This window comes from Pseudomonas sp. HR96 (genome assembly GCF_034059295.1).
Lineage (GTDB): Bacteria > Pseudomonadota > Gammaproteobacteria > Pseudomonadales > Pseudomonadaceae > Aquipseudomonas.
On sequence record NZ_CP139141.1, the window covers coordinates 4,103,462 to 4,120,673 of the forward strand.

General features: G+C 63.7%; 15 protein-coding genes and 1 pseudogene. 6 read left to right on the top strand and 10 right to left on the bottom strand.

All coding sequences use genetic code 11. From position 1 onward, the window contains the following. Positions 1-114 precede the first annotated feature (114 nt). The 7 genes from SFA35_RS18360 to SFA35_RS18390 form a co-directional block, all read right to left on the bottom strand. Positions 115-1,155: an AI-2E family transporter gene (locus SFA35_RS18360; protein WP_320571952.1), complete on the bottom strand. Its 1,041-nt coding sequence runs from the start codon at positions 1,153-1,155 to the stop codon at positions 115-117. Between the two features lie 41 nt (positions 1,156-1,196). After that, positions 1,197-2,000: a DUF4892 domain-containing protein gene (locus SFA35_RS18365; RefSeq protein ID WP_320571953.1), complete on the bottom strand. Its 804-nt coding sequence runs from the start codon at positions 1,998-2,000 to the stop codon at positions 1,197-1,199. A gap of 91 nt (positions 2,001-2,091) precedes the next feature. Beyond that, complete coding sequence (locus tag SFA35_RS18370; RefSeq protein WP_320571954.1) at positions 2,092-2,946, bottom strand: alpha/beta hydrolase; 855 nt, start codon at positions 2,944-2,946, stop codon at positions 2,092-2,094. A gap of 12 nt (positions 2,947-2,958) precedes the next feature. Then, positions 2,959-3,780, bottom strand: a complete 822-nt coding sequence (locus SFA35_RS18375) for an alpha/beta hydrolase (RefSeq protein WP_320571955.1) — start codon at positions 3,778-3,780, stop codon at positions 2,959-2,961. Positions 3,781-3,923: 143 nt separating this feature from the next. Next, positions 3,924-4,379: a phosphohistidine phosphatase SixA gene (sixA, locus tag SFA35_RS18380; RefSeq protein WP_320571956.1), complete on the bottom strand. Its 456-nt coding sequence runs from the start codon at positions 4,377-4,379 to the stop codon at positions 3,924-3,926. Continuing rightward, complete coding sequence (locus SFA35_RS18385; protein ID WP_320571957.1) at positions 4,376-4,723, bottom strand: DUF4389 domain-containing protein; 348 nt, start codon at positions 4,721-4,723, stop codon at positions 4,376-4,378. Before SFA35_RS18385 ends, sixA begins: the two co-directional genes overlap by 4 nt. Before the next feature lie 44 nt (positions 4,724-4,767). After that, the gene (locus tag SFA35_RS18390; protein ID WP_320571958.1) at positions 4,768-5,778 is read right to left on the bottom strand and encodes an NAD(P)H-dependent glycerol-3-phosphate dehydrogenase; all 1,011 of its coding nucleotides are present in this window, start codon (positions 5,776-5,778) and stop codon (positions 4,768-4,770) included. Between the two features lie 139 nt (positions 5,779-5,917). Between SFA35_RS18390 and SFA35_RS18395 the strand changes: the two genes are divergently transcribed. The 4 genes from SFA35_RS18395 to SFA35_RS18410 all read left to right on the top strand — a co-directional run bounded on the left by SFA35_RS18395 (position 5,918) and on the right by SFA35_RS18410 (position 10,374). Then, positions 5,918-7,819, top strand: a complete 1,902-nt coding sequence (locus SFA35_RS18395; RefSeq protein ID WP_320571959.1) for an ATP-binding protein — start codon at positions 5,918-5,920, stop codon at positions 7,817-7,819. Positions 7,820-8,075: 256 nt separating this feature from the next. Next, entirely contained in the window at positions 8,076-8,591 is a 516-nt protein-coding gene (gene fabA / locus SFA35_RS18400) for a 3-hydroxyacyl-[acyl-carrier-protein] dehydratase FabA (protein ID WP_320571960.1), read from the top strand. 10 nt (positions 8,592-8,601) lie between these two features. Then, the gene (fabB, locus tag SFA35_RS18405) at positions 8,602-9,822 is read left to right on the top strand and encodes a beta-ketoacyl-ACP synthase I (RefSeq protein WP_320571961.1); all 1,221 of its coding nucleotides are present in this window, start codon (positions 8,602-8,604) and stop codon (positions 9,820-9,822) included. A gap of 144 nt (positions 9,823-9,966) precedes the next feature. Then, the gene (locus SFA35_RS18410; protein ID WP_320571962.1) at positions 9,967-10,374 is read left to right on the top strand and encodes an OsmC family protein; all 408 of its coding nucleotides are present in this window, start codon (positions 9,967-9,969) and stop codon (positions 10,372-10,374) included. Positions 10,375-10,472: 98 nt separating this feature from the next. Here the strand turns inward: SFA35_RS18410 and SFA35_RS18415 are convergent, their stop codons facing one another. Next, positions 10,473-11,198 (bottom strand): dienelactone hydrolase family protein, encoded by a 726-nt coding sequence (locus tag SFA35_RS18415; protein WP_320571963.1) that lies wholly within the window; start codon positions 11,196-11,198, stop codon positions 10,473-10,475. Positions 11,199-11,273: 75 nt separating this feature from the next. Then, positions 11,274-13,178, bottom strand: a complete 1,905-nt coding sequence (gene htpG, locus SFA35_RS18420) for a molecular chaperone HtpG (protein WP_320571964.1) — start codon at positions 13,176-13,178, stop codon at positions 11,274-11,276. 256 nt (positions 13,179-13,434) lie between these two features. Between htpG and SFA35_RS18425 the strand changes: the two genes are divergently transcribed. Then, entirely contained in the window at positions 13,435-13,734 is a 300-nt protein-coding gene (locus SFA35_RS18425; RefSeq protein ID WP_320571965.1) for a hypothetical protein, read from the top strand. A 296-nt stretch (positions 13,735-14,030) separates the two neighbouring features. On the opposite strand, the gene brnQ is transcribed toward SFA35_RS18425, so the two are convergent. After that, the gene (gene brnQ / locus SFA35_RS18430; protein WP_320571966.1) at positions 14,031-15,344 is read right to left on the bottom strand and encodes a branched-chain amino acid transport system II carrier protein; all 1,314 of its coding nucleotides are present in this window, start codon (positions 15,342-15,344) and stop codon (positions 14,031-14,033) included. 351 nt (positions 15,345-15,695) lie between these two features. On the opposite strand from brnQ, the pseudogene SFA35_RS18435 reads away from it, so the two are divergent. Next, positions 15,696-17,077 (top strand): annotated as a pseudogene (locus SFA35_RS18435) (IS3 family transposase). Positions 17,078-17,212 lie beyond the last annotated feature (135 nt).

Genomic DNA, 17,212 nt, shown 5'->3' on the forward strand with positions numbered 1-17,212 from the left:
CACGCTCTTGTGGAAGGGGGGCGCAGGCCGGTTTGATCTGCAGGATCGCCTGCAAAAAGCTTTGTGGCTGCGCCCCCCTCCCACCTATGGCTGAACCGCGCGCCCTTGAGCGGCCTAGGTCGGCTGCCGTTTGCGCGTCCAGTCCAGCAGCAAGCTGTAGGCCACCGCCAGCAGCGTCGGCCCGATGAACAGGCCAATGAAGCCGAAGGCCAGCAACCCGCCAAACACCCCAAGCAACACGATCACCAGCGGCAGGTTGCCGCCGCGGCTGATCAGGTAAGGTTTCAGCACGTTGTCCACCCCGCTGATCACCAGCGTGCCCCAGATCGCCATGAACACCGCCATGCCGTAATGGCTCTGCCACACCAGCCAGGCCGTCACCGGCAGCCAGATCAGCGGCGGGCCCATGGGAATCAGGCTGAGCAGGAAGGTGCCGATGCCCAACACCAGGGCCCCGGGCACTCCGGCGATGAGAAAGCCGACCAGGGCCAGCAGGCCTTGCGCTGCGGCCGTGCCGATCACCCCGTTGACCACCCGCTGCACCGTACCGGCCACCAGGTCGAGATAGTAGGCGGCGCGGTCGCCGATCAGGCGCTCGAGCAGGCCCAGCACGAACGCCGCCAGGCGCGGGCCGTCGCGATAGAAGAAGAACACGAACACCAGGCTCAAGGTCAGCTCCAGCAGGCCGCTGCCGATCTGCGCGCTGCGGGCCAGGAGGAAGTTGCCGACCTGACCGAAGTACGGCTTGGCGCTGGCCAGCATCGCCGCACCCTGGTGGTCAAGGGTGTCCCACACCGACACCAGCCGTTCGCCGACCAGCGGGATGCCCGCCAGCCAGTCCGGCGCTGCCGGCAGACCGTCAACCCGCACGTCGCGGATGAACAACGTGGCATCGCGAATGTGATCGGCCAGGTTGAACCCCAGCCACACCAGCGGCAGCACCACCAGCAGCATCCAGCACAGGGTCAGGATGCCAGCGGCAAGGGTCTCGCGGCCGCCCAGCCAGTGCGTCAGGTGGCGCATCAACGGCCAGCTGGCATAAGCCAGGATGGCGCCCCACAGCAGCGCCGAAATGAACGGCGCGAGCACCCACAAGCAGGCGCCAAACAGCGCCAGCAGCAGAATCTGCACCAGCAGTCGATCGTTGTTGAACATTGCAGTTGCTTACCCGGTAGAGACGGTCAGGGGATCGGCCATCAGCGTAGCCATTCTACATGCAGCCCCGGTGTGTCCGTGGTGCCGTCTTCCAGCCTGGCCGCGCGCACGCCCGCGGCGGCGAGCGCCTGACGCCAGGCATCGGCGTGGGCCCCGGAGAGGCTGACGCGCATCGTCACGTCCTGATTGAGCGTGCGCGCCAGCAGGGCCGACCAGTTGGGCGACGGCTCGCCGGCCAGCGCCGGATAGTCGAGAACGCCGGTGCTGCGCAGTTCGCGCAGTACGGTACCGGAGGTCGGCAGCAACTCGCCCAGCGGCAGGTTGCCTTGCCATTGCTCGGCATGCAGGTAGGCGCGGCGGTTGCCGCGAGTGATGCTGTACAGAGCGACCAGCTGATTGTCATCGGGCGCGGCCCGCCGCAGCAGGAGAAACGCCTGCTGCTCGTCGGCGCCATACAGGCGCGAATTGCCGAAGATCTCGTTGGCCCACAGGCTGCTCTCGCCGCACTCGCGGGCTTCGCACCAGTACAGCAACTGTGCGCCCTCGGCCTGCAAGGCCGTGCGCGCCGTGGTGAAGGCCTGCACGGCGCTGTGCTCGGCGGGCAACTCCCAGGTGAAGGAGGTCAGCTCGCCCTTGCCGGCGACCTGGGCGTCCATGCGCAGCTGGCCGCTGATCTTGCGCACGGCGCCCATCGGGTACACGCGGTCCTGCTGGCTGGTCGCGCGCGGGTCGACCACCGTGGCATCGGCTGGGGCAAGCGCGTCGAGGCTGGCGGCCTGGCTGAGGCCGGCCCAGGCGAGGGGCAAGGCCAGGGCTAGCCAGGGCAATCGGGAGAACAGACTCATCGGCGCAGGACGCCGGCTGAAGGATAAGGCAGAGGTCGCATGGCAGGCTCCGTGAATGACTGGCCAAGCCTCGACACTTGCCCGATGCAAGTCAAGGAACTGCAAAGAAGCTATTGATACAACGTGCTACAGAAGCCGCACCGGCTTCATCGTTCAAGTGCAGGTGGTGGTCACCGGGCAGCCGCTGCACGTCGAACGGCAGGCGTGCCAGCAGGTCCTGGCGCGCGGCCAGAATGCCCTGCTCGGCGACGATCAGGCACGTCGGGCAGCGCACCTGGTCGACATAGGCCAGGGCCTGCTCCTCGGTCAGCCGGGCGGGCGACGGCAGGGTCAGGCGGCTGTCACTGCGCCAGCTGTAACCACCCGGCACCGGCGCCAGGCCGCGTCCGGCGAGCAGCTCGGCGGCTTCGCGGCTGACCGGCACCTTGCCGTGCATGCGCGCCTGCACGGCGCGGTCCATGTCCACGTAGACGCCCTTGCGCTTGTTGCGCCACTGCAGTTGCGCCTGCAAGGCCTCGCCCAGGCGCTGCGCCGCCCCAGTGGCGTCACCGGTGGGCGGGATTACACCGTCGATCAAGGCCAGGCGCTCGACGCGGTCAGGCATGGCCGCTGCCAGCAGTACCGAGATGATCGCCCCCAGGGAGTGCCCAAGCAGGGCAAAGCGCTGCCAGCCCAGTTGCTCGGCGACCTGCAACACGTCATGGGCATAGTCCCACAGGGCATAGCCGGCGCCCGCCGGGCGATGGTCGGAATACCCGTGGCCGGCGAGGTCCAGCGCGACGATGCGCAGGCCGTGCAACTGCGGCGCCAGGCGCGCGAAGCTGTTGGCGTTGTCCAGCCAACCGTGCAGGGCGATCACCGGCGCGCCGTCGGCAGGCCCGTGCAGATGGGCCGCCAACTCGATGTGCGGCAGGCTCAGGCGGATTTCTTCAAGCGCATTGGGCATGGGTCGGCTCCTTCAAGCGCAGCGCGCAGCCTGCACCTGCCAGCGGCCGATGATCTGGCTGATCAACTGCGCGGTATCCTGCGGCCGCTCCAGCGGAAACATGTGCCCGCCAGGCAGGCTGTGGTGCTCGGCATTGGCCAGCCGGCGCACGGCGCTGGCGTGGTGGCGCATGATGACATCGCTGTGAGTACCTTGCACCATCGCCAACGGCACCGGCAACTGGCGAACTCGCCCGGGGCGCAGGTGCGGCACGCTGCGGTAGATGCTGATCTCGGTGGCCGGGTCGAAGCGCAGGCGCAGCCGGCTCGGCGCGTCACCCGGGCCAGCCACGGCCACCAGGCCATGGGCCAGGTAGGCTTCGAAGCATTCGGGGTCGAACTGGCGAAACAGGCGTTTGCTGGCAAAGTAGCTGCGCGCCGTGGCCAGGTCGCTGAACTCTTCGCGCCGACCCAGGGTGCGCCCGGCCGGGGTGATGCGGTCGATGAAGCCCAGGCGCTTGGCCGCCCGGATCACCCAGCGGTCGGCGAAGGTCAGCAGCGGCGAGTCGAGCATGATCACCCCGCGATAGTACTGCGGGCAACGCAACGCTGCGTGCAGGTGCAGCACGCCACCCAGCGAGTGGCCGACGCCCCACACCGGGCCGGGCTGCGCGGCCAGGTGATGGAGCAGTTCGTCGACTAGGTTGTGCCAGTTGTCATCCACCGGAAAGCGCGGGTCGTGGGCGTGTTGCGGCAAATGGGCGACACTGAACTGCGGCGCCAGCGCGTCGAACAGCTTGCCGTAGGTGCCCGATGGAAACCCGTTGGCATGGGCGAAGAATACCGCTTGCGACATGCGCCGAGCTCCTTGTTCATTCACGCAGCGATTGTCGACAAGGTGCCGGCCGCCAGCAATGACCGGATCGGCCATCGACGGCGGGATACCGGTCAGGTTGGTGGCCGGGAGCCTGGACACGGCCAGGATGCTGCGCGCGGCGGTCAAACGTGGCGGGCGCTGACCAGGGTCATCGAGCCCGCCTGCGGCGAGTCGCCGGTCAGGTGCGCCAGGCTGGCGGTGTCCATTGGCTGCGGCTGGCGATAATGACCGTGTTGCAGCAGGCCGATCAAGGCGCCTGCCAGGGGCTGGTGGCTGACCAGCAGGACGTGCTCCCAGGGCAGCTCTTCGAGTTGTTCGATGACTTCGGCCGGTTCGCTGTCCGGGGTCAGCCAGGGCATGGTGACCAGCTCGGGTGCAAAGCCCAGCACCTCGCGCACCAGCGCTGCGCTTTGCTGGGTGCGCAGGTAGGGGCTGACCAGGATGGCCTCGAGCGGCTGGCCGATCAGGTGCGCTGCGCTTTCGCGGACCTCCTCGCGGCCGCGCTCGGTCAGTTCGCGCTGGGCGTCGCTGGCCGCGCGGTTCTGTGCCTGGCCGTGGCGCAGTACCCAGAGGTTCACGGCTTGGGCTCTTCGTGGCGCTCGGCGATCGGCGGCGTGGCCACGCGGTGCGGCGCTTCGCCGTCGCTGCTACGCGGTTGCGGCCACTCGGCGAATGGCCACGGCTTGACGTCGGTATGAAAGCTGCCGAAACGGCCGATCTGCGCCAGGTACTGGCTCAGGCTGTCGCCGAAATTCATCAGGCCGCCACTCGGCGCGCCGTATACCAGGCGGTACACCAGCTGCACCAGGACCAGGGCGCCCAGCAGAAACTGCGCCACTTGCCAGACCAGGGCGAACACCAGCATCCACAGGATGCGCAGCGCCAGGGTCTCGTGTTCAGGCTCGCGGGGGGATTGGTTCATGTCCTGCTCCTCTTGTAATGATCTGCGTTGATCGCGCCGCGCGTTCAGGAAATGAAATCGACATCGGTCTTGGGCTCGGCGCGCATCAACAGCTCGATGACCTGGGCCAGGGTGCGCCCTTCGAACAGAATGGCGTGCAGGCCGGCCACCAGCGGCATGTACACCTGCAGCTCGCTGGCCTTGGCCTTGAGCACCTTGAGCGTGTTGACCCCTTCGGCCACCTCGCCCAGGCGGGTCACCGCCTCTTCCAGGCTCAGGCCCTGACCCAGGGCATGGCCGACCTGGTAGTTGCGGCTCTTGGGCGATGAGCAGGTGACGATCAGGTCGCCGACCCCGGCCAGGCCCATGAAGGTCATGGGGTTGGCACCCTGGCTCACGGCAAAGCGGGTCATCTCGGCCAGCGCCCGGGTAATCAGCATGCTCTTGGTGTTTTCGCCCATGCCCAGCGCGACCGCCATGCCGGCGATGATCGCATAGACGTTCTTCAGCGCCCCGGCCAGCTCGACGCCGAACCGGTCGCTGCTGGCGTAGACTCGAAAGGTACGCCCATGCAACGCCGCTTGCACGCGCTGACACAATACTTCGTCTTCACTGGCAACCACCGTCGCGGTCAGCGCATGCTCGGCGATCTCGCGCGCCAGGTTCGGCCCGGACAGCACGCCGATGCGCGCGGCCGGCGCGACCTCTTCGATGATCTCGCTCATCAGCTTGAAGCTGTGCGCCTCGATGCCCTTGGTCAGGCTCACCAGCAGCTTGCCGCTGAGGCGTTCGGCGTGCGGGGCCAACACGGCGCGCAAGGCGCTGGAGGGCAAGGCAACGAACACCAGCTCGCACTCGGCAAGGGTCTCGGCCAGCTCGGTGACCGGCTCGACCGCCGCATGCACCTTGATACCCTTGAGGTAACGGGGGTTCTCGCGCTGGGTACGGATGGCCTCGGCCTGCGCCGGGTCGCGCATCCACTGGCGCACGCGCAGGCCGTTCTCGGCCAGCAGGTTGGCCACTGCGGTGCCGAAGCTGCCGCCTCCCAGAACCGCCACAGGCTGCTGTTCAGTCATATCCTTTCCATTGAAGTGCTTGATGGCGATGCCGGCATTATACGGCTCGACCTGAAAATGTCGCGCGACTCGGTTAACATGCGTCGTTTGGCCCGCCCCCTAACCCTCCTCTAGAACCCGCCGGACCCCGAAGGTGCCCATGTCGCTGCGACTGAGTTGGGACATCCATACCCGCACCCAGATCCTCTGCCTGGGGCCCGCGCTGCTGCTCAGCCTGCTGCTGATCTCCTTCTTCACCTTCGTGCGCATCCAGGACCTGCGTCAGGAGCTCAACCACACCGGGCAGCTGATCGCCGGCCAGCTCGCCCCCGCCGCCGAGTATGGCGTGCTGATGCGCAACACCGACGTGCTCGAAAGCCTCATGCGCGCGACCCTGAGCACCCCTCACGTGCGCTTCCTCGAGGTCCAGGACCGCAACGACCAGATCCTCATGTACATCGAGCAGCCCAACCACGGGCAGACCCCGGCGCAGCAGGTCGAGGTGTTCCAGGCCAACATTCGCCTGCAGGCGGCGCGGCGCAACGAGGAGCGCATGCATCAGGGCGGGGCCTTGCCCAGTGCGCCCGAGGACGACTACCTGGGCCGGGTGATCGTCGGCATGTCCGACGACGCCTTCAGCCAGCGCCAGCAGGAAATCCTGCTCAAGGCCGGGGTGCTGGCGCTGTTCGCGCTGCTCTTCACCTTTCTCCTGGCCCGGCGCCTGGCGCGCAGCCTGTCGCAACCTATCGGCGCCATGGGCCGGGCGGTCGAGGCCATTCAGGAAGGCGACTACGAGGCGCCGCTGCCGATCGTCGACGACTCCGAGCTGGGCAGCCTGGCGCGCCACATCAACAACCTGGCCAAGGGCCTGGACCAGGCCGGCCGCGAGCAGCGCCTGGCCATGCAGGCCCTGATCGAAACCCGCGAGCAGGCCGAGCGCGCCAACAGCGCCAAGTCGGATTTCCTCGCCATGATGAGCCATGAACTGCGCACGCCGATGAATGGCGTGCTGGGCATGCTGCAGCTGCTGGAAACCACCGAGCTGACCCGCGAACAGCAGGAATACGCAGCCCTGGCCAGCGAGTCGACCGAGCACCTGCTCAAGGTCATCAACGACATCCTTGATTTCTCGCGCATCGAGCGGGCGGCGCTGGAGCTCGAGCACATTCCGTTCAATCTCGGCGAGCTGGTCGACAGCTGCGTGCAGTCCTTCCAGCACCCCGCGCGCCAGCGCGGTCTGGAACTGCTGCTGCGCAAGCCCGTTAGCATCGACGCCCTGCGCGTGGAAGGCGACCCCACGCGCATCCGCCAGGTGTTGGTAAACCTGATCGGCAACGCCTTGAAGTTCACCGAAGCGGGCAGCGTCGAGATCGAGGCCAACTGGCACGAGCTCGACCATCAGCTCATCTGGCTGACCTGCTCGGTACGCGACACCGGCATCGGCATCAGCGCCGAACGCCTGGAACTGATGTTCGTCGCGTTCCAGCAAGCCGACAGTTCTATTTCCAGACGTTACGGCGGTACCGGGCTGGGCCTGCCCATCGCACGCACCCTGGCCGAACGCATGGGCGGCACCCTGCAGGCGCAGAGCCAGGAAGGCCAGGGTTCGCTGTTCACCCTGGAGCTGCCGCTGGCGCTGTGTCAGCAGGTGGCGGCGCCGCCCCTGCCCAGCTATGCCCGCCAGCACGAAGGCCACGGCCTGCAAGTGCTGCTGGTGGAAGACAATCCAGTCAACCAGACGGTCATCGAAACCATGCTGCGCAGCCTGGGCTTCGCCGTCCAGGTGGTGGGCGACGGTGCCCAGGCCATCGCCCAGGCCGGCGCGCAATCCTTCGACGCCATCCTGATGGATTGCCGCCTGCCGATCGTCGACGGCTACGAGGCCTCTCGGCAGATTCGCCTGCACGCCGACAGCGCCCAGTTGCCGATCATCGCCCTCACCGCCAACGCCTTGCAGGGCGACCGCGAAGCCTGCCTGCAAGCCGGAATGAACGACTACCTGGCCAAGCCGTTCAAACGTGCAGACCTGCAACGAGTGCTGGGCCGCTGGCTGGTGTTCTGAAGCCGAGCCAAGATCGCCACCGTTGGCGGCATAACTGGCGATAAATGTTAAAATGCGGCACTCTTGACGTTTACGTCCGGCAAGGATCACCGTCGGGTAAACAATTTCAGTGCACAGGTGTACATCTTCGTCCCTGGCGCTGTGACTTTCACCACAACGCAATAGTCTATGAGTAGGCTGCCGGCCCAAGGCGCGACATGCGTTGCCGGACGGGAAGACTTGCCCCCTGCCACCCAGGGACTATTGAGGAGCTCGCATGACCAAACAACACGCCTTTACCCGGGAAGACCTGCTGCGCTGCAGTCGCGGTGAGCTGTTCGGCCCAGGTAACGCGCAATTGCCCGCGCCGAACATGCTGATGGTCGATCGCATCACCCACATCAGCGAAGAAGGCGGCAAGTACGGCAAAGGTGAATTGGTCGCCGAGCTGGATATCAACCCGGACCTGTGGTTCTTCGCCTGCCATTTCGAGGGCGACCCGGTGATGCCAGGCTGCCTGGGCCTGGATGCCATGTGGCAGCTGGTCGGCTTCTTCCTCGGCTGGCAGGGCCTGCCGGGCCGTGGCCGGGCACTGGGTTCGGGCGAAGTGAAATTCTTTGGCCAGGTGCTGCCGACCGCCCAGAAAGTCACCTATAACATTCAGATCAAGCGCGTGCTCAAGGGCAAGCTGAACCTGGCCATCGCCGACGGTTCGGTGACCGTTGACGGCCGCGAGATCTACACCGCCGAAGGCTTGCGCGTCGGCGTTTTCACCTCCACTGAAAATTTCTAAGGGTATTCGCATGCGCCGCGTCGTTATCACTGGTCTGGGCATTGTTTCCTGCTTGGGCAATGACAAAGACACCGTTTCCGCAAACCTGCGTGCAAGCCGCCCTGGCATCCGTTTCAACCCGGAATATGCCGAAATGGGTTTGCGCAGCCATGTTTCCGGTTCCATCGACCTCAACCTCGAAGAGCTGATCGACCGCAAGGTGTTCCGCTTTGTCGGTCACGCGGCTGCCTACGCCTACCTGGCGATGCAGGACGCGATCAAGGATTCGGGCCTGACCGAAGACCAGGTGTCCAACCCGCGCACCGGCCTGGTGGCCGGCTCCGGCGGCGCCTCGACGCTGAACCAGATGGAAGCGCTGGACATCCTGCGCGAGAAAGGCGTCAAGCGCGTTGGTCCGTACCGGGTGACCCGTACCATGAGCAGCACGGTCTCCGCCTGCCTGGCCACGCCCTTCAAGATCAAGGGCCTGAACTACTCCATCGCCTCGGCCTGCGCCACTAGTGCGCATTGCATCGGTACGGCCATGGAACAGATCCAGATGGGCAAGCAGGACATCGTCTTCGCCGGTGGCGGTGAAGAAGAGCACTGGAGCCAGTCGTTCCTGTTCGACGCCATGGGCGCGCTGTCGACCCAGTACAACGAGACCCCGGAAAAAGCCTCGCGCGCCTACGACGCCAAGCGTGACGGTTTCGTCATCGCCGGCGGTGGCGGCATGGTGGTGGTCGAGGAACTGGAACACGCCCTGGCCCGCGGCGCGAAGATCTACGCCGAAGTTGTCGGCTACGGCGCCACCTCCGACGGCTACGACATGGTCGCACCAAGCGGTGAAGGCGCCATCCGCTGCATGCAGATGGCCATGTCCACCGTCGACACGCCCATCGACTACCTGAACACCCACGGCACCTCGACCCCGGTCGGCGACGTCGCGGAAATCAAGGGCGTGCGTGAACTGTTCGGCGACAAGGCCCCAGCCATCAGCTCGACCAAGAGCCTGTCCGGCCACTCGCTGGGCGCCGCCGGCGTGCACGAGGCGATCTACTGCATGCTGATGATGGAAGGCAACTTCATCGCCGGCTCGGCCAACATCGACGAACTGGACCCGGCCGTGGCCGACATGCCGATCCAGACCAAAACCGTCGAGAACGTCGAGCTCAACACCGTGATGAGCAACAGCTTCGGCTTCGGTGGCACCAACGCTACGCTGGTACTCAAGCGCTGGCAGGGCAAATAGGCTCCTGCTGTAGACAAAAAGCCCCTGACCCTTTGGCAGGGGCTTTTTTCATGGCGGTTCGGTTGATCGGCTAGCATATTGAACATCGGTGCAAACTCCGCACTCTACAAGCATAGGATCCAGTGCCTCGCAAAGGAGTAGCCTATGACCATAGACGTCAAGACCCAATCACCCGACAGCTTTGTCCACAGCATTCAGATCAACGACCACCAGCTGTTCACTGACCTTCCCGAGGGCCTTGGCGGACATGACGAAGCGCCCTCCCCCCACGACTACTTCGACGCCGCCCTAGGGGCCTGCAAGGCCTTGACGCTCAAGCTCTACGCCCAGCGCAAGGGTATCCCGCTGACGGGCGTGCACGTACAGGTCAACCGCGACAATGCCGCCGAGTCCACGGGGAAATACGTGTTGAACGTCACGCTGCGCCTGGAAGGCGACCTGACCCATGTGCAGCGCAAGGAGCTGGATCGGATTGCCGATCACTGCCCGGTGCACAAGCTGATGACGACGGCCGAAGTCAGTATCGAAACCACCCTGGTCGATGGTCAGTAGGACCGAGCTTGCTCGGGAAGCGGTGCGAGCCCGTTCCCGAGAGAGCTCGGTCCTACAGGAACCGGTGTGGCGTCATTCCGAGCTCGGTCCTACAGGCTTCAAGCCTTGAACACTTCTTCCAGCAAGTTGTACATGGTCTTGAACGCGCGGTCGGAGACCTTCTGGTCGAACATCTGCACGCCCGGGTTGTTGGCTTCGGGATCGGTGAACGAGTGATAGGCGCCGCCGTAGGAGATCAGCGTCCAGTCGACCTTGGCCTCGTTCATTTCCTGAGTGAAGGCCGGCAGTTGCTCCTTGGGCACCAATGGGTCGGCATCGCCGTGCATCACCAGCACCGCGCCATCGATTTTGGTCGCCGCCGGGTTGGGCGTGTCCAGAGTGCCGTGGAAGGACACGGCAGCTTTGAGCGGCTCGCCGGTACGTGCAAGCTCCAGGGCGCAGCAGCCGCCGAAGCAGAAGCCGAAAGCAGCGAGCTTGGCCGAATCCACAGCCGCCACGGTTTGCGACTTGAGCTGTTCCAGGCCGGCCTTCATGCGCTTGAGCAGCAAGGCACGATCATTCTTGAGCGGCATCATCGCCGCGCCCGCCTGGTCACCGTTGGTGGGACGTACAGCCTGTCCGTACAGGTCCACCAGCAATACCACGTAACCCTGAGCCGCCACCGCGTGAGCGATACGCTCGGCGCCTTCGCTGACCCCCATCCAGTTCGGCGCCATGATAAGGCCCGGACGTGCCGAGACGATGTCGGCGTCATACACCAGGCGGCTCTCGAACGCCTGGCCGTCGATCTGGTAGCCCAACGATTGCACTTGTGGATTGCTCATGGATTTTTCCCCAATTAAAAAGACATCGACGAGAAATGCAAAAAGCCCGCCGAAGCGGGCCTTTCGTTCAACTGCTTAAACGGACAACTCAACCAGCAACTTGTTCAGGCGCCGCACATAGGCGGCGGGATCCTTGAGGCTGTCACCGGCAGCCAGCGCCGCCTGGTCGAAGAGGATGTGCGAGAAGTCGGCGAAACGGTCTTCACTCTGCTCGTGATCCAGCTTCTCGATCAGCGGGTGGCTGGGGTTGAATTCGAAGATCGGCTTGGAGTCCGGCACCTTCTGCCCGCTGGCTTCGAGGATCTGGCGCATTTGCAAGCCCAGATCCTGTTCGCCGATGGCCAGGATCGCCGGCGAGTCGGTCAGGCGATGGGACACGCGCACTTCGCTGACACTGTCACCCAGCGCGGCTTTCAGACGCTCGACCAGGCCTTCTTTGTCCTTTGCCACCTCTTCCTGGGCTTTCTTGTCCTCTTCAGAGTCCAGCTTGCCCAGATCGAGGTCGCCACGGGCCACGTCGACGAAGCCTTTGCTGTCGAAGTCGGTCAGGTAGCTCATCAGCCACTCGTCGATGCGGTCGGTCAGCAGCAGCACTTCGATGCCTTTCTTGCGGAAGACTTCCAGGTGCGGGCTGTTCTTGACCTGCGCGTAAGACTCGCCGGTGAGGTAGTAGATCTTGTCCTGGCCTTCCTTCACCCGGCCCAGATAATCGGCCAGGCTGACACTCTGCTCGCCGCTGTCGTCGCTGGTGGACGCGAAGCGCAGCAGGCCGGCAATCTTTTCCTTGTTGGCGAAGTCTTCGGCCGGGCCTTCCTTGAGGACCTGGCCAAAGTTCTTCCAGAAACCCTTGTACTGCTCGGGCTCGTTCTTCGCCAGTTTCTCCAGCATGTCCAGCACGCGCTTGGTCAGCGCCGACTTCATCGAGTCGATGATCGGGTCTTTCTGCAGGATTTCCCGCGACACGTTCAGCGACAGGTCATTGGAGTCGACCACGCCCTTGATGAAGCGCAGATACAGCGGCAGGAACGACTCGGCCTGGTCCATGACGAACACGCGCTGCACGTACAGCTTCAGGCCGCGTGGCGCTTCACGCTGGTACAGATCGAATGGCGCGCGGGCCGGCACATACAGAAGCGAGCTGTATTCCAGCTTGCCTTCGACCTTGTTGTGGCTCCAGCTCAGCGGGTTCTCGTAGTCGTGACCGATGTGCTTGTAGAACTCCTGGTATTCCTCGTCCTTGATCTCGGTACGCGGACGGGTCCACAGGGCGCTGGCGCGGTTGACGGTTTCCCATTCCACCGCAGGCTCGGCTTCGCCTTCGGCAGCTTCGGCCTGCTTGGGCAGCTCGATCGGCAGGGCAATGTGGTCGGAGTACTTCTTGATGATGTTGCGCAGGCGGTAACCGTCGGCGAACTCGTCTTCACCGGATTTCAGGTGCAAGACGATACGAGTGCCGCGCTCGGCCTTCTCGACGTTGGCGACTTCGAACTCGCCTTCGCCTTTCGAGGCCCAGTGCACACCTTCGCTGGCGGCGGTGCCGGCACGACGGCTGAACACTTCGACCTGGTCGGCGACGATGAACGCCGAGTAGAAGCCGACGCCGAACTGGCCGATCAGGTGCGAGTCTTTCTTCTGGTCGCCGCTGAGGTTCTTCATGAAGTCGGCGGTGCCGGACTTGGCGATGGTGCCCAGATGCGTGATGACTTCCTCACGGTTCATGCCGATGCCGTTGTCTTCGAGGGTGACGGTTTTCGCGTCCTTGTCGAAGCTCACACGGATTTTCAGCTCAGCGCCGCCTTCCAGCAACTCGGGCTTGGACAGCGCTTCGAAACGCAGCTTATCCACGGCGTCCGAGGCGTTGGAGATCAATTCGCGAAGGAAGATTTCCTTGTTCGAATACAGCGAATGGATCATGAGGTGCAGCAGTTGCTTTACCTCGGTCTGGAAGCCCAGGGTTTCCTTTTGAGTTTCCACACTCATGGTCATCACACTCCAATCAGATGGCAGAAGCCGCTCAAGCCAAGCCTTCGCGGTGGGATGTCCAACAGATGGGGTCACGGCAAGGGATTTCAAGGCCGGCCATTTTCCGCGCTGCAAAAAAAGGCCCGCCGGCCGCCGCCCGGCCCTGTTGAAAAATTGCTTACGGATCCGCGACTTGTGTATTGATAAAGGCATTGAACTTCATTCGGCAGAGGCTGCCCAAAGTGCCGTAATGAATTCATAAGGAGAAACACCCATGCGCACTACTATTGCTACTGCCCTGATGCTGACCGCTGCCCTGGGCCTCGCCGCCTGCGACAAGAAATCCGAAGACAAGCAGCAGGACGCCCAGTCCCACGCCGAGCAAGCCCAGAAGAAAATGGACCAGGCGCAGGACAAGGTGAACGACGCTGCCAAGGAAAATGCCAAGGCCCAGGACGACGCCAACCAGGCCGCCGACGCACGCGCCAAGGAAGGTACTTCGGCCGCCACCCCAGGCTCGACCATGACCGCTCCGGCTCCAGCGCCAGAGACCCAGGCGCCAGTCAAGAACTAAGGTTCTTCCAGGCATAAAAAAACCCGGCCATGAGCCGGGTTTTTTTATGCCTGGAGATGTTCTGGAACGGCCTGGGGAGGGCGCACCCTGTCCACCTCGCCGCGCTGTTTCTCCGAAAACTGGATCGTGTAGGAGCCGGCGCAGCTGGCGAGGCCATCACCTCGGTGCTCGGGGTGGATCACCTGCGGGTATCGCGACCCATGGCCAATCAAACCTGGCGTCGGGTGTTGCTTCGCTCGCCAGCTGCGCCGGCTCCTACACGACCGGTGGCAGGCACAGCCCCCCACGAACCTGAATCAGGCGGTCGCCGCGGCCGGTTTACCCAGCAGGCGATCCATCACCACCGCAATCACCAGCATCACCACGCTTGGCACCAGCCACGCCAGGCCCTGCTCGCTCAGCGGCAGATGCGCCAGGGAGGTCGGCAGCCACTCACCCAGCCCTGCCCCCTTTAACGCATCGACCATGCCGAACAGCAGCGACACCAGCATCACCGGGGCGACGATGCGCGGCTGCGAGTGCCATAGCGACGCGCAGAAGCTCAACGCCACCAGCGCGATGCACGGCGGATAGATGGCCGTCAGCACCGGAATGGAGAAAGCGATCAGTTTGGTCAGGCCAAGGTTTGACACCAGCAGCGAAAACGCCGCCAAGAGCATCACCAGCGTCTTGTACGACAGCGGCATGACACGGCTGAAGTATTCGGCGCAGGCGCAGGTCAGGCCGACGGCGGTCACCAGGCAGGCCAGCGAGATCAGCACCGCGAGAAAGCCGCTGCCCCAGCCGCCGAAAGTGTGCTGAACGTAGATGCGCAGCACCATCGCACCATTGCTGGCCCCGGCGGCCACGGCATGGCTACCGGCACCGAGGCGGAACAGGCTGACATAGACCAGCGCCAGGCCGACGCCGGCGATCAGGCCGGCGATCACCGCGTAGCGGGTGATCAGCACCGGCGACTCGATGCCGCGCGAGCGGATGGCATTGACGATGACGATGCCGAACACCAGCGCGCCCAGGGTATCCATGGTCAGGTAACCATTGATGAAGCCCTGGGAGAACGGCGCCGCAACGTATTCCGGCGTGGCGGTGCCGATCTCGCCTGCCGGCAGCATGAAGGCGGCAGCACCCAGCGCGGCCAGCGCAATGATCTTCAGCGGAGCGAGAAAGCGCCCTACCGTATCGAGCAGCTTGCCCGGGTACAACGAAACGAAGAATACCAACAGGAAGTACAGCGCGCTGTACAGAAACAAGGCCAGTGGCGTGTCACCGATCAGGGGTGCCAGGCCGACTTCGAAAGACACCGTGGCGGTGCGCGGCGTGGCGAACAACGGGCCGACAGCGAGGTAGCAGACCGCCGCCAGCAAGCCACCGGCGAACTTGCCGATCGGACTGCTCAGCGCGTCCATGGCGCCGCCGACGCGCGCCAGGGCGACCACGGTGATGACCGGCAGGCCGACCGCCGTGATCAGGAAGCCCAAGGCCGCCATCCACACATGGGGACCGGCTTGCAGGCCAACGATCGGCGGAAAAATGATATTGCCCGCGCCCACGAACAGGGCAAAGGTCATGAAGCCCAGCGCCAGGATGTCCTGGCCTTTCAACACTTTCATCGCAAGGAAACCACACAATCAGAACGGAATTGGAAGGGATTCCCCAAGGGTGTGGGAAATGTGACCGGCCGGTGTAGGGCTGGCCCTTGCAGCATGCCGAGCCTTTGTAAGGCCGAGGCAGGAAATGCGGGCGCTAGGGTAGCGAAAATGCGGGCAAAACGCACCTTTTCGGGGCTGTGAACCGATAAAGCGCACAGTTTTCAAGCGCATGCCTTGAAGTCCAATATGGCCGGCACCGGCCGCCCGCGCAGCCTATCGCGGGCTTCGCGCGTTCCTACGCCGGTCGCTAGGTACATAACTGAACTGCGCCCCTGAGATTGGACATCAAATCCAACCTTAGGGGCTTCTTGCATGATCAAGTACACCCAGCAGTTCAAGCTGACCGCCATTCAGGCCTTTTTGGAGCGGGGCTACGGCTTCCGGCACATTGCCGGAAGGTATCAGATAGATCCCTCATTGCTCTGCCGCTGGGTGCAGGCCTACCGCATCCACGGAGCTGCCAGCCTGCAAAAGCGCCTCAAACACTTCACTCCCAAGTTCAAGCTCACTGTTCTCGAACGCATGTGGCGCGAGAAACTTTCCCTGCGCCAGACGGCGGCCATTTTCAACCTCGGCAACTCCACCCAGATAGCGGCATGGCAGTCTCAGTATTACAGTGGCGCCACCAATGCCCTGGCGGCAGTTAAGAAAGGATCGCGCCCCGTCATGCCCAAACCACTCAAGCCCACAGCCAATTGCGCTGAAACCAAAGCAGTCAACGATGAGGATCTCTCCCATGCCGAGTTGCTGGACAAGCTTCGATGGGTTCAGGCGGAGAACGCCGTCCTAAAAAAGCTCAAAGCCTTAAGAGAGGAGAAGGCGAGGCTGAAGAAAGTCGAGAAGAGAAAGCCCGGATAGTTTCTGCGCTGCGTCAGGAGATCCCGCTGGATCGTCTGCTTCAGATAACGGGACTGCCTCGCAGTACCTACTACCACCAGCTCAAGTTGCTTGCGGCCGGGGACAAGTATGCGCCGCAGAAAGCCCGGATTCAGGCCATCCAGGCCAGGCACAAGGGTCGCCTGGGCTATCGTAGGATGAGCTTGGCCCTGCGTAGCGACGGCCAGGTCGTCAACGACAAGGTCGTGCGCAAGCTGATGGCGCAGTTGGGCCTCAAATGCACGGTACGCCAGAAAAAGTACAAGTCTTATCGCGGTCAGCCCGGACGTATTGCGGACAACAAGATTGAACGCAATTTCACCGCCGAGCGGCCGAATGAAAAATGGGTCACCGACGTCACTGAATTCAAAGTGGCGGGGGAAAAGCTGTACCTGTCCCCGGTGCTGGATTTGTACAACGGCGAAATCGTGGCCTACCAGGTCGACACCTCGCCGCATTACGAATTGGTCGGCAAGATGCTGGAACAGGCGCTGCTTGGGCTGCCGCAAGGCGCCAAACCCATGGTGCACTCGGACCAAGGCTGGCAATACCAATACCATCGCTATCGAGATCGACTGGAAGAAATGGGGCTGGAGCAAAGCATGTCTCGCAAGGGAAACTGCCTGGACAACGCCAGAATGGAGAGCTTCTTCGGCACGTTGAAATCAGAAATGTTCTACCGTGAGCGGTTCACGAGCACTGCCGACCTGCGTGCCGCAATCGACGAGTACATCCACTATTACAATCATGATCGAATGAAAATGACGCTTGGCGGACTGAGCCCTGTGGCGTACAGGGCCCAGGCTGCTATAGCCTAGCCGGAGACTGTCCAATCAAAGGGGCGCACCCCAAACCGTAGGAGCGCGCGCAGCCCGCGATGGGGCCCCAAAGGCAGCCGCCGACGACCACCCGTCAACTTGGAAGCTAACGCAAAAAACGAAGGCCGCCCCAAG